This is a genomic window from Sporosarcina sp. Marseille-Q4063, from assembly GCF_018309085.1.
GTDB lineage: Bacteria > Bacillota > Bacilli > Bacillales_A > Planococcaceae > Sporosarcina.
The window spans coordinates 3,053,770-3,067,135 of record NZ_CP070502.1; the positions used below are offsets into that span (position 1 = coordinate 3,053,770).

11 protein-coding genes are annotated in these 13,366 nt (G+C 42.0%); 8 read left to right on the plus strand and 3 right to left on the minus strand.

The window, feature by feature from the left end:
• The first annotated feature begins 19 nt into the window (after positions 1-19).
• Positions 20-1,399, plus strand: coding sequence for a PTS transporter subunit EIIC (locus JSQ81_RS15685; protein WP_212604949.1), 1,380 nt, complete (start codon positions 20-22; stop codon positions 1,397-1,399).
• A gap of 52 nt (positions 1,400-1,451) precedes the next feature.
• Complete coding sequence (locus JSQ81_RS15690) at positions 1,452-2,522, plus strand: DUF871 domain-containing protein (RefSeq protein WP_212604950.1); 1,071 nt, start codon at positions 1,452-1,454, stop codon at positions 2,520-2,522.
• 274 nt (positions 2,523-2,796) lie between these two features.
• Here the strand turns inward: JSQ81_RS15690 and JSQ81_RS15695 are convergent, their stop codons facing one another.
• A complete protein-coding gene (locus JSQ81_RS15695) occupies positions 2,797-3,675 on the minus strand; it encodes a LysR family transcriptional regulator (protein ID WP_212604951.1) in 879 nt (292 codons plus the stop codon).
• 151 nt (positions 3,676-3,826) lie between these two features.
• Here JSQ81_RS15695 and gltS point away from each other — a divergent pair, with 151 nt between their 5' ends.
• Positions 3,827-5,020 carry a sodium/glutamate symporter gene (gene gltS, locus JSQ81_RS15700; protein WP_212604952.1) on the plus strand — a complete coding sequence of 398 codons (1,194 nt, stop codon included), beginning with the start codon at positions 3,827-3,829 and terminating at the stop codon, positions 5,018-5,020.
• 426 nt (positions 5,021-5,446) lie between these two features.
• Complete coding sequence (locus tag JSQ81_RS15705) at positions 5,447-6,301, plus strand: nuclease-related domain-containing protein (protein WP_249336736.1); 855 nt, start codon at positions 5,447-5,449, stop codon at positions 6,299-6,301.
• Positions 6,302-6,551: 250 nt separating this feature from the next.
• Here JSQ81_RS15705 and JSQ81_RS15710 read toward each other — a convergent pair whose 3' ends face one another.
• Positions 6,552-7,481: a polyisoprenyl-teichoic acid--peptidoglycan teichoic acid transferase TagU gene (locus JSQ81_RS15710; RefSeq protein WP_212604953.1), complete on the minus strand. Its 930-nt coding sequence runs from the start codon at positions 7,479-7,481 to the stop codon at positions 6,552-6,554.
• Between the two features lie 22 nt (positions 7,482-7,503).
• Positions 7,504-8,310, minus strand: a complete 807-nt coding sequence (locus tag JSQ81_RS15715; protein ID WP_212604954.1) for an SGNH/GDSL hydrolase family protein — start codon at positions 8,308-8,310, stop codon at positions 7,504-7,506.
• 162 nt (positions 8,311-8,472) lie between these two features.
• On the opposite strand from JSQ81_RS15715, the gene JSQ81_RS15720 reads away from it, so the two are divergent.
• From JSQ81_RS15720 to JSQ81_RS15735, 4 genes are all read left to right on the plus strand, one after another.
• Positions 8,473-9,213, plus strand: coding sequence for a YveK family protein (locus JSQ81_RS15720; protein ID WP_212604955.1), 741 nt, complete (start codon positions 8,473-8,475; stop codon positions 9,211-9,213).
• A 1-nt stretch (position 9,214) separates the two neighbouring features.
• Positions 9,215-9,925: a CpsD/CapB family tyrosine-protein kinase gene (locus tag JSQ81_RS15725; RefSeq protein ID WP_212604956.1), complete on the plus strand. Its 711-nt coding sequence runs from the start codon at positions 9,215-9,217 to the stop codon at positions 9,923-9,925.
• A gap of 64 nt (positions 9,926-9,989) precedes the next feature.
• Positions 9,990-10,757: a tyrosine-protein phosphatase gene (locus JSQ81_RS15730; RefSeq protein ID WP_212604957.1), complete on the plus strand. Its 768-nt coding sequence runs from the start codon at positions 9,990-9,992 to the stop codon at positions 10,755-10,757.
• 101 nt (positions 10,758-10,858) lie between these two features.
• On the plus strand, positions 10,859-12,688 hold the full coding sequence (locus JSQ81_RS15735) for a polysaccharide biosynthesis protein (protein WP_212604958.1): 1,830 nt from the start codon (positions 10,859-10,861) through the stop codon (positions 12,686-12,688).
• Positions 12,689-13,366 lie beyond the last annotated feature (678 nt).

The following is a 13,366-nucleotide window of genomic DNA, read 5'->3' on the forward strand; positions in this document are numbered from 1 at the left end:
TAAAAAGTGGGGGATTAAAGTGAAAAAAGAGGAACGCATGGCCACCGATATATTCGAACATATCGGCGGCAAAGGAAACATCAGGCGACTATCGCATTGCATGACGCGTCTACGCTTACAACTAAAAGACGACAGTAAAGCGGACATCGTCGCACTCAAAAAAGTCGAAGGCGTCATGGGCGTCATTGATGACGACACGCTCCAAATCGTCGTCGGCCCCGGAACGGTCAATAGAGTCGCTGCAGAAATGAGCAAAGTAACAGGACTCGCGATTGGCGAAGATGCCAATCCAGACGATGACGAATTGACATTCAGCGAAAAAGCAGCACGCGACAACGAGAACCGTAAAAAGAAAAACCAAACACCGTTCAAAATGCTCTTACGCAGAATCGGTAACATCTTCATCCCTCTTATTCCGGGTCTAGTCGCATCGGGATTACTAAACGGGGCGGCGAACTTCGCCAAAAACGCGGGCTACGACGCAACGACAACTTGGATGCAAATCCTGCTCGTCCTTGGTAGCGGCGTCTTCATGTACCTGGCCATTTTGGTCGGTTGGAACACAGCGAAAGAATTCGGGGGAACACCGGTTCTCGGCGCCATCGCAGGGGCGACATTATTCCACCCCGCGCTCCCGGACATCGTGATTTACGGCGAACCATTAGTCTCCGGTCGCGGCGGATTATTCGGCGTCATTTTTGCAGCATTCCTAATGACCGTTGTTGAAAAACGAATTCGTAAAGTCATGCCAGCTGCAGTTGATATTATCTTTACACCATTACTTACGCTATTAATCGTCGGATTCTTTTCACTTTACGCAATCATGCCAGTCGCAGGCGTGCTGTCGGATGCCATCACATCAGGTATCAACTCGATCCTTGACGTGGGCGGAGTCGTCGCGGGCGCAATTCTCGCAGGATTCTTCTTGCCGCTCGTCATGGCAGGACTCCACCACGGACTAACGCCGATCCATTTGGAGTTAATCGAAACACTAAGCTACACAGCGCTATTACCAATACTCGCAATGGCAGGCGCAGGTCAAGTCGGCGCAGCAATCGCGATCTTCGTGAAAACGAAAAACAAACGCTTACGCAACATCATCAAAGGCGCACTTCCAGTCGGGTTCCTAGGAATCGGCGAGCCGCTACTTTACGGAGTCACGCTTCCACTAGGTCGCCCATTCATCACAGCTTGTATGGGCGGAGCAGTCGGTGGCGCATTCCAAGCAATGATGAAAGTCGCAGCCTCAGGAATCGGCGTATCGGGTATTTCACTAATCCCGCTAATCGCAAACAACCAATACCTGTTCTACTTCATCGGCTTGGTCATCGCGTACGTATTCGGATTCATATTCACCTATACGTGGGGTTTCAAAGAAGAAATGTCAGAAGGTATCTAAAGAGGAGGGGGCAACCCCTTCTTTTTTAAATTAATAAAGGAGTGACATAGACATGCTAGGAATATCGGTATACCTAGGAAACGACATCATCAAAGACTTCGATACATATTTAAACAATATGCAAAAAGCAGGATTCACATCCATCTTCACATCCCTGCACATCCCAGAAGACGACCCAACAAAATACACAGAACGACTACGCGCATTAGGAGCAGCCGCAAAACGGGGCAACATGGAACTCATGGCCGACATCTCACCAAAATCTCTCGGCCACCTCGGCTTCACCTGGGAAAACGCCGCAGGACTCCTCGAATGGGGCGTCACAGGACTAAGACTAGACTACGGCATTTCCGAAGAAACAATGATCAAACTATCCAAAAAAATGAAAATCGCCCTAAACGCAAGCACACTAACAAAAGAAATTCTAGAAAGACTAAAAGCAAACGGACTCCAAACCGATTCCGTAGAAGCATGGCACAACTTCTACCCAAGACCAGAAACCGGACTCGACAAACAAGAATTCCAAAAAGTAAACAACTGGCTAAAACAAGAAGGACTAACCGTCATGGCCTTCATCCCAGGCGACGCCGACCGACGAGGACCGCTATTCGAAGGCTTGCCCACACTAGAAGACCATCGACACAGCACACCATTCGAAGCCTATCTAGACCTAATCACAAACTGCGCAGTCGAAAAAATCCTAGTCGGAGACCTAAACTTAACCGAAAAAACCCTATCACAATTCACAGCTTACCAAAAAGGAATCCTAAAACTACGAGCAAAACCATTCACCGCGAATAAAGAGCTGTGTGACATACTGTCAACCATACAAACCAACCGCTGGGACGCAGCAAGAGATTGCATCAGATCAATTGAGTCAAGAGAGTACGGCCTAATAGGAACCCGACCAGTAACACCAAAAAACACAGTCGAAAGACCAATTGGATCGATAACAATCGACAACGAGAAATATGGGCGATACCAAGGTGAGATTCAAATCACAAAACGCGATCTAAAAGCAGATGAAAAAGTGAACGTCATCGGCCAAGTAATAACAGAAGACCAGCCACTACTACAATACATAAGCGGCGGCATGAAATTTCAGATTGAATTTGTTCAATAAAAAGGGATGCCGCACCGCGGCATCCCTTTTCACTTTCAATATTACGATGTCCGCGCAATCCTCAATAATCTCCGCTCAATCTATCAAAACCATCGATTACGTCCGCCCAATCCAGAAAGATGTCCGCTCAATTTACTAAAATCTTATGATGTCCGCCGAATCCACCGTTTTCTCCTCCCAATCCATCAAATCAGTCGATTATGTTCGCTCAATCCAAGAAAATGTCCGCCCAATTCCATAGGTACCGATCGCGGCAACACAATCTACACATACTTCAAAAATTCCCCTCAATATCCCCAATCAACTCACGAATCGCAGCCGGAAAATACCGATTTTTCATATACGTCAAATACACCGTCCGCGTCAAATTAGGAGAATCTACTTCCTTAATGACAACCCGCGAATCACGAACGCCCCTTGAATAATTCTCCGGAATAAATGCAATCCCCAAATTTTCCTCAACAAGTTTCCACGCCGTTTCAATACGCTCGATTTCAAACATAATCGACGGCTCAATGCCCTCAGCTTCAAACGCTTCTAATATATTAACCCTCGTTTGATAACCCTCTTTAGTGATAATCAAAGGCTCATCTTTCAAATCATCGAACGACAAATCCCGCTTCGAAGAAAGCTCATGATCCTCATGCATGATCAACAAAAACTTCTCTGTATAAATGGGAATGAATGCGATATCTTCTTCTTCAACGAGTTGGTTCGTGATACTCAAGTGGGTCTCATAACTTCTAAGCGATTGGATGACATGCTTCTTATTCGTGATTTCTGTAAAACGAATTTTCATCGTCGGATACGTCTGTTTAAAGTTTTTAATAACTTTAGGAATCCAATTTTGAGTGGACTCGATAATGCTTAAATGGACCTCGCCTTTACCCGTTGCATTTAATTCGACAATTTCTGTTTCGATAATCGATAAATTCAAAAGTAACTTTTTTGCACGATCATATAGAAGTTGGCCGCCGTCGGTAATTTGCATCGCCCGTGTATTTCGCTCGAAAAGTTGCGTGTTCAACTGTTGTTCGAGTGCTTTTATGGACAGACTTAACGTCGGTTGCGAAATATGAAGAATTTTGGCGGCTTTTGTAAAACTGTTTTCCTCTACAACCGCCACGAAATATTTTAATTGCTTAAGATCCATGCAAAGGCACCTACTTCCACTTATTAATAAAACCAATGAGTATATAGTTATTCGATATTAGAAATTATAAATCGAACTCTTTATAATGTAAACAATAAGAAACTTTAACATAAAGCGCTTTCACAGCGTTGACATAAAAGGAGGAACAACCATGACAATCGAACTCAACCAAGTTACGACGATATTCTTATCCGTTGCACTTTTCGTCTTAGGGACATTACTCGTCAAAAGAGTAGGTATTTTACAGCGTTTTTGTATCCCAGCTCCAGTAGTAGGGGGGCTATTATTCGCAATTGTTGCGGCAATCCTTAAACAACTGAATTGGGTTGAAGTTACGCTGGACACTTCTTTACAAGGTATGTTCATGCTCGCATTCTTCACCACAGTCGGAATCGGCGCCAGCTTCAAGTTAGTTAAACTCGGTGGTAAGTTATTAATCATCTACTGGCTAGCTTGCGGATTTTTAGCGTTAGCACAAAACGCGATCGCTATTTCACTCGCAAAAGTATTCGACCTTCATCCGTTGATCGGAGTGATGGCTGGTGCAATTTCTATGGAAGGCGGACACGGAGCAGCAACAGCATTCGGTCAAACGATTGAAGATCTAGGCGTAGCATCAGCTCTTCCAATCGGAATTGCGGCCGCTACATTTGGACTAATTGCCGGTGGACTAATCGGTGGACCGATGGCAAAACATCTAATCTCGAAATACAACTTAAAGTCTTCAGAAGATGCAGCTGAACCTACCGAAATCGAGGAATTAACCAAAAACGAACCCATCAACTCAAATCGTTTTTTCACTCAACTTCTATTGATCACATTCTCAATGGCAGTAGGCTCGTACTTAGCGGAACTATTCTCCACGTCAACTGGATTCGTTCTTCCTAGTTATGTCGGTGCAATGTTTGTCGCAGTAATCGTACGAAATGTTGTAGATAAGATTAATCCTGAAATAGTGGAAATGCGCAGTGTGGAATTAATCGGAGATGTTACATTGGGCGTATTCCTTTCAATGGCGCTAATGAGTATCAAACTCTGGGAACTTACAGGATTGGCGCTCCCAATCTTAGTCATCGTTTTCGTCCAAGCACTCTTCATCGTGTTATTCGGGATTTTCGTTCTCTTCCGTTTACTCGGAAAATCATTCGACGCGGCGGTTATGGTCGGAGGATTTGCCGGTCATGGACTAGGCGCAACACCAAACGCAATGGCGAATATGGCGGCCATTACAGGGAAATTTGGTCATTCTCGAAAAGCCTATTTAGTCGTACCGATCGTAGGGGCTTTCTTAGTAGATGTCTTTGCGATGCCGATTATTATTACGACGATTAATATATTTTCATAAGAAAATCTCCTATTCCCTCAAGTGGGGAGTAGGAGATTTCTTTATTGTTGGCTCTTTTTCAATTAATGTCATCTCTATCAGTCGCATTATCGTAGCAATCACTCGCAATGTTGTCTCAATACCAGAATGTCATCGCAATCCCCAATAATGTCGTCCCATTCAATAAAATCCTCGTCTCCAAGCCTCATATTCTCATCCCAATTCTCCCACTCGATCCACCTCCAAAATTCAATCTTCCCATTACCTATTGTCGTCCTCCTACCATTCTGATACTTTTAAGTAGAATACATATAGAAGGGGAGAAGGCCTATCAAAATAACCAGAAGAGAACCACCTTTACTAAGAGCATTACCGCGGCTTATCGCGCGTTTACCCCATCAGTATCCGAGAAAAGATGAACTGAATTTTGAACGCAAACTTTACCAAATCCAAGCAGGCTATTCTGGAGAACAAAAAGTCGACAAATACCTCGAACAACTCGAGCTCCCCCAAACGTCGATCGTACTCACAGATATCCACCTTGCCCTATCCCCAGGGCATACATTCCAAATTGACACGCTAGTATTGACCGAACAAGCAATCATAATTCTTGAAATAAAAAACATTACAGGTGAACTTTATTTCGAAACCGACCCGTACCAACTAAGAAGACGAAAGTCGAGCGGTGAAGAAACGATAATGGATTGCCCTCTCACACAACTCGAAGTCACCCAGGAAAACTTAAAAGTTTGGCTGGCAAAAAGAGGCTTTCACATTGAAGTTTCCAGCCAAATCATTCTTGCCAACAAAAACGGTGGTGTCAAAACAGCACCGCCCAATTCACCTATTATCTATCTAAAGCGGCTGTCCATTTTCCTGCGTGAAAATGAAAGAAAACCATCGATATTTTCCGCCAATCAATTAAAAAATATAAGCTATGTCATCATGCAACAACGACTTGAATACAATCCATATCCACTCTGCACCTACTACCAACTAGATCCGAAACTACTAACAACAGGACAACTCTGTTCAAAATGCAATGCCACAATGATTTATCAAAATCACAAAAGCCGCTATTGTAAATGGTGCAAAGAAAAAGAACCCAATAATTACGGCCAATCAATTCAAGACTGGCTTATGCTAATAAACACCACAATTTCTAATCGGGAATGCAGATATTTCCTTCAAATTAACGATAGAAGAGAAGCCCACTACGCACTAAGATCATTAAATCTGATTAAAGAAGGAAAGTCTGTAGCTACTAGATACTCCTGGCCAAATGGAATTCCATTTCGATAGGGAAGGGATGCCGCGGCATCCTTTTAATCAAAAAAGTCGTCGAAATCGACAAAGATGTTGTCCCAATAAATCATAATGTCGTCCCAATTTGGGAATGTGGTCTCAATCTATTAAGATGTTGGCGCTATCACACATAATGTTGTCCCAACAACAAGTAATGTCGTCCCAATCCTCGCGGATTTTAAATATCAAAACCTACACAAAAAAGTTCCCGTCCGGCAAAGCCGGACGGGAACTCACCCACTCGCTATTACAACTTCAAATGCTCTTTCAACTCACTAGTAATACCCTGTAACTCTTCATCATTCATAATATAATACCAAATATTATTCATCTTCTTACCTTGTCCTTTTTCGATATAAAGCTGATCCACTTTCCCAGCTGCATCACGGTAATTCTTCTGAACCTCAACCATCTCATCGAAGGTCATATTCGTCTTCACATTACTACCAATAGCACCGAATATGCTCTTATAATTCAATAAACTACTAACTGATGCGCCTTCACGCAGCACAGCTTGAATCACTTGTTTCTGCCGATCTTGTCTTCCGAAGTCGCCACGCGGATCCTCATAACGCATTCTTACAAAAGAAAGCGCCTCGTCGCCATTCAAAGAAATCTGCCCTTTAGGGAATACATAGCTTCCAACTTTGAAATCCAACGTATTATTTATCGAAATCCCGCCGACTGCATCAACGATATCTTTGAAACTATCCATATTCACTTGAACAACATAGTCAATTGGAATATCTAGTAAATTCTCAACAGTAGCCATCGACATTTCAATACCGCCGAATGCATATGCATGGTTGATCTTGTCATTAATGCCTTTTCCAACAATCTCCGTATACGTATCACGTGGAATACTTACCATTTTCGTAGATTTCGTTTCAGGGTTCACGGTCATTACAATCATCGTATCCGAACGACCGCTATCTCCTTCGCGTTCATCAACACCTAAAACCAACATAGAAAACGGTTCTGCATCCTTAAAAACAACAGGTTCTTCACGCTTTTCCGATACGACTCGATCAATTGGTTCATGTATTTCTTTCGCTGTATCTGTTAAGTTCTTGAAAATCAATGCGCCGTAAACAACTACGCCCAAGACTAATGCGCCTATAATGCCGACAATCCAAGGCCATTTCTTCTTTTTCCGCTTGCTAACTCTACTCTCCATCGCAACCTTCTCCCCCGTCTATCTATTCAGCTATAAAATACGTAATAAGTGTATTCGCCCAAATTTCGGCGCCGTCACTGTTCGGCATGCTATCTTCATCTAAAAAATTCGGTAAATCATCTGAGTCTTTATCTGGCCATTCAGTCCAATGGTTGATATATGAGATTTCATTTGCCTCGGCAAAACGTTTAACAGATTCAACTTGTAGCGGGTAATGGATTGCCTGGTGCAATGGTTGCGGAGGATGAAGGACAACGACCGCATCTTCAACTTCATCTTTCACGCGGTCGATAAACGTCTCAATATGTTCAAGCTGCGTTTCCACAACAACGACACCATTGCTATTTAGCGTGAGCGGTTCAAACAACACGACATCATAACCAACATTAAAATCGATTAACTCGTCCATCTCTGCGACAAATGAATTCGAAGCGCCTTCAATCGCAACAGTCGAAACATTCACAGAATCGCCATATGCTTCAAGAAGCGCAATTTCCAACCTCTCAGCATAACCCGGTTCACCAAATTCCATCACATCAGATCCGACAATCAAAAAGTCGACAACCTCATCTGCTTCCAACCGGCTCTGAAACACAGACGAAACAATCTCATCTTGATTTGACGTCAATGATAGAAGACGTTCAACATCTGCATCAGGTTTCACGTCATCATCCTCATCCGAAGAATCGGATTTAGCGCCAGCTTCCACTTTCAAGGAGGAAGATTCCATCCCCTTAGCTGAATTAATTTTCTCTTTCCACTGCATATAACTAAAAACTAACAATATAAGACAAATAACTACAATAATAATAGATAGTACTTTTCTCATTTGATAAATACTACTCCTTTCCTATATAAAAGGTGCTGTTTGATTACACAATAATTCAATTATCGCATATATCCAACGAAATTCATATATCAAATTATGTCGAAAGATGCTATACTTGTCCCTATGCCAATTATTGAAATTGAAAAAGGAGTTCACAACATAATGGAAGAAACGATAAGCCTTCAAGAGTTATTTAAAACATTAAAGAAACGTTTAGGTTTAATTGCCCTCATAACAATTATCGCAATTACGATTAGTGGCGTCGTCAGTTTTTGGTTGCTTACGCCAATCTATCAATCATCCACGCAAATCCTTGTCACTCAATCAAAACAAGATCAGCAACAACAACAATTTAACTCGCAAGATATCCAAGCAAACTTGCAATTAATCAATACATATAACGTCATTATTAAAAGTCCGGCAATACTAGGAATCGTTAAAGAAGAAATGAACCTTGAACGTTCGGTAGGCGCATTAATCAATCAAGTGACTGTGAACAGCGCCCAAAATTCACAAGTCGTCAATATTCAGGTTCAAGACGAAGACCCGAAAATGGCGGTCGATCTTGCCAATAAAATCGCGACTGTTTTCCAAAGTGAAATAAAGGTATTAATGGAAATCGATAATGTCAACATACTTACGCCGGCAGAACTCGGAGCAAATCCGTCACCTATTAAACCGGATCCGATGCTAAATATGGCAATCGCAGCGGTTATCGGACTAATGCTCGGTGTAGGACTTGCATTCTTACTTGAATACTTGGATACAACGATGAAGGACGAACAAGATGTAGAAGAAATACTCGATCTACCGATTATCGGATTAATTAGTCCGATTCCAGATAGCGACATCGAGAAAATGAAAGTCGAAGTTACACAAAGAAGAAGAAGGGGGAGGGGGTGAAATGGTGAGAAAAGCGAGAAAGAAAAAAACTGTTCAAACAGCGGCTCGTAAAGTCGTAACGAGCGTCAACCCGAAATCAGTGGTATCAGAACAATTTCGTACAATGCGGACAAATATCAACTTTTCACTACCGGACGGCGAGCTAACAACATTACTCGTAACATCCGCGTCCCCTGGAGACGGTAAATCGACAATTTCAGCAAATACTGCCGTCGTTTTTGCCCAAGAAGGCAAACGCGTTCTTCTGGTCGATGCAGATATGAGAAAACCAACCGTTCATTATACATTCCACTTGACGAACACATTAGGTTTATCAAACCTTCTCACACGCCAAGTGGAACTTTCTGAAGTTATCAATCCGAGCGATACAGAAGGGCTCGACATTATTACATGCGGACCGATTCCGCCAAACCCAGCGGAACTGCTAGGATCAGGGACGATGGATAAACTAATCGACCAAATGAAAAACCAATACGATATTATCATTTTTGACGCACCGCCCGTATTATCAGTAACTGATGCACAAATTATGTCAAACAAATGTGACGGCACCATCCTTGTATTAAGTGCTGGCGAAACAGAAAAAGAAAGCATCGTCAAAGCGAAAGAAGCGCTTGTTTCTTCGCAAGCGAAAATTCTCGGAGCTGTATTGAATAACTTTGAGCTAGACAAAGATCACTATTACTATCAATACTACGGAACCGGAGAGTGAATGGGTGTAATTCCCTGTTTACTCTTTTTCACGTTTGATACTTAATGCTGATGGAGGGATTCAAATGGTAGATATACATTCACATATTTTACCCGGAGTTGATGACGGGCCAAAAACAATCGAAGAATCCGTTCAATTACTTGAAATGGCCGTAGCGGAAGGAATTACAGATATCATCGCTACCCCTCATGCCTACAGCCCGCATTTTGACGTACCAAAAGAAGCAGTTCTACAAAAAGTGACAATGTTGAACGAAATTAGTAAAGAAAAAGGTTTATCAATAATCGTGCATGCAGGTCAAGAATTGCGAATAAAAGACTTCATCGTTGATAAATTAATAACAGAGGAAGCCTTGACACTTGCAGGCTCCAAATATGTATTGCTTGAATTGCCATCGAGCGGTATACCAACTTATACGGTGGACATCATACAAAACATTCTAAGCATGGATAGGGTGCCCATTATCGCACATCCAGAAAGAAACCGTGCCATCGCACAAAAACCGGAACGACTTGCAAGATTGATAAACCACGGGGCACTTGCACAAATAACAGCGGGAAGTCTTGCTGGGCATTTCGGTAAACAAGTGCAAAATCTATCTTTGCGGCTTGTTGAAGCAAACTTAATTCACACTTATGGATCAGATGTCCATAATCCAGTAAACCGTCCATTCCACTTTGAAAAAGGACTTAATTTTCTAGATAAACGAAAACTGCATGACATCGCTGACATTTTGTTGGAAAACAATGATCGGATTTTAACAAACGAAGATTTCATTCTACTGGAGCCGAATGCTCTAGAACCGAAAAAATGGTGGAAGTTATTAAGTTGAAATGATATAATAAACAATCGCAAACTAGTAAAAAGTATCTAGGTCGATTGAATATAAAACAAGGTACATAAGCAGTAATTCCCGGAAAGGAGTATGCCCTGTTGTCAGTTAAAAAAAGAACAACCTATTTAGTTTTCGTCGATTCCTTGATAGTCCTATTCTCATTATACATTGGCTTTTATATGTTACATCCGACTATGAATATATTTATGAGTAAAACGTTACTCATGAGTGTCGTAACAATCCAAGTCGCACATCATTTCTTTGCATGGCATTACGGGCTTTACCGTAAAGCATGGGCCTATGCATCCATTGGAGAATTAAAATCAATCTTCAAGGCGGTGACATTAACGATAGCCGTAGTCGCGGTTGTCCAACTTGTTGTTGTACAAAATATATACATACGAGCACTAGTCTTGACTTGGATGCTGCATATCCTGCTTATTGGTGGATCTAGATTATCTTGGCGACTCATGCGTGACACTGTAAACCAACATAACGGAGACGCAACAACAAGAACGATGATTGTTGGGGCTGGACAAGCAGGAACAATGGTGGCACGACAATTGATAAACAACCCCGAATCGGGCATGAAACCTGTCCTATTCGTAGACGATGACCAATCGAAAAACGGTCTCGAAATATTCGGTATTAAAGTAGCCAGCGGGGGAAATAACATACCTGCATTAGTAGCCGTGAATAATGTTGAAAAAATTGTCATCGCTATTCCTTCCTTACCTAAACAAGAAATGGCAGATTTATCGAAGCTATGTATTGAAACAGGAATTAAAACACAAACAATTCCACGTATCGAAGACTTAATGACAGGAAAAGTGTCCGTTAATGATATGCAAGACGTTCAAATCGAAGACTTGCTTGGCCGTGACGAAGTGCAACTTGATTTGAAAGCAATTGCAGATAAGCTCACGAATAAAACCATTCTTGTCACAGGAGCTGGCGGTTCGATAGGTTCCGAAATTTGTCGACAAGTGAGCGAATTCCGTCCGAAACAATTGATATTGTTGGGGCATGGTGAAAGCTCTATCTATAATATAGACATGGAGTTACGTCAAAAGGTTTCTCCAGACACAGAAATACTTCCAATCATTGCGGATGTTAAAGATCGAAATCGTATATTTGATATCGTAAGTGAATATAAGCCGGACGTCATGTACCATGCGGCGGCGCATAAACATGTTCCTTTAATGGAAGCAAATCCCATGGAAGCTGTGAAGAACAATATTTTCGGGACGAAGAATGTTGCTGAAGCAGCAGACACTTTCGGGGTCCCCCATTTTGTTTTGATTTCTACGGATAAGGCGGTTAATCCCCCGAATGTTATGGGTGCGACGAAACGCTTCGCAGAAATGATTATTCAAAATCTAGCAAAGAAAAGCGAGACTAAGTTTGCCGCTGTTCGGTTTGGGAATGTTCTTGGGTCTAGAGGTAGTGTCGTTCCTTTGTTTAAGCAGCAGATTGCCAAGGGCGGTCCGATTACTGTGACTGACCCGGAGATGACTCGTTACTTTATGACGATTCCAGAAGCCTCTCGGCTTGTTATTCAGGCAGGGACGCTTGCGGCTGGTGGGGAAGTTTTTGTACTTGATATGGGTGAGCCGGTGAAGATTGTTGACCTTGCGAAAAATCTTATTAAATTATCGGGGTTTAGTGAGGGTGAGATTGGGATTAAGTATTCCGGGATTCGACCTGGAGAGAAATTGTTTGAAGAGTTGTTGAATGAGAACGAGATTCAAAGCGGGCATGTTTTCCCTAAGATACATATTGGAAAGGCGGCACCGATTACGCAGACTGAGATGGAATATGTGATTGAAAAGCTTCCGGATATGTCGGATGGAGAAGTTAAGGACATTTTGGTTGGGTTGGCGAATCGGAAGGTACCACAGGTGAACAATAAGTTATCGATTGTGTAATGTAATAAGTAAAGACCTGTCTTGCAATTCATTTTCGCATAGAATACTACTTGTATCGGTAGGAAAAAGTGATTGCAAATAAAGTGAGGACATAGTACAAATAACGTTTGGGAAATTCGGACGTATCAAATAAAGGAAATTCTTCATTGCACCACATGGATTGTGGACGACAGTAATAGTGGGAAGAGTTATCCATGTTTTTTTGGGCGATTGACCATGAAGGTAGACGATTTAAGGGGTGAACTCGTGGAGCATGCGAATCGGAAGACTCCGAAAGTGAAGAAAAAGTAAAGTTGTCGTTAGTATAATTTAATTGAAAGTATTTCTACTTACCGGGTATCCCTCTTGGATCGAACCTGTTGAAAACAGAGGAAAAGAATATGTTCAGGCTCTTGCATTTTGTATTAGTTTGACAGACAAAGAAGCAATCTACCATCAGATGTGATAGGTGTGACATAATTTTTTGATGCGATGGTTGTTCATAATTTTATAAATAACATGAATGCAATTTGCAACTGGTCATTTCGAAAACGACCTAGGTACCAGTGGTGGCATCGTTCTGCAAGATCCAGAGAGCATTTTCAAAAGTATTTCTAAGTACAACGTAGCAATTGTGTAATTAATTTATTGAAATTAATAAGCTTATAATAAAGAGTTTCCTGTACACTTTCTTTTTTG

Bases quoted from the DNA above. Each gene is read 5' to 3' on its own strand.
- JSQ81_RS15690 (WP_212604950.1), top strand. From the start codon at position 1,452: ATGCTAGGAATATCGGTATACCTAGGAAACGACATCATCAAAGACTTC.
- JSQ81_RS15695 (WP_212604951.1), bottom strand. From the start codon at position 3,675: ATGGATCTTAAGCAATTAAAATATTTCGTGGCGGTTGTAGAGGAAAAC.
- gltS (WP_212604952.1), top strand. From the start codon at position 3,827: ATGACAATCGAACTCAACCAAGTTACGACGATATTCTTATCCGTTGCA.
- JSQ81_RS15710 (WP_212604953.1), bottom strand. From the start codon at position 7,481: ATGGAGAGTAGAGTTAGCAAGCGGAAAAAGAAGAAATGGCCTTGGATT.
- JSQ81_RS15715 (WP_212604954.1), bottom strand. From the start codon at position 8,310: ATGAGAAAAGTACTATCTATTATTATTGTAGTTATTTGTCTTATATTG.
- JSQ81_RS15720 (WP_212604955.1), top strand. From the start codon at position 8,473: ATGGAAGAAACGATAAGCCTTCAAGAGTTATTTAAAACATTAAAGAAA.
- JSQ81_RS15725 (WP_212604956.1), top strand. From the start codon at position 9,215: ATGGTGAGAAAAGCGAGAAAGAAAAAAACTGTTCAAACAGCGGCTCGT.
- JSQ81_RS15730 (WP_212604957.1), top strand. From the start codon at position 9,990: ATGGTAGATATACATTCACATATTTTACCCGGAGTTGATGACGGGCCA.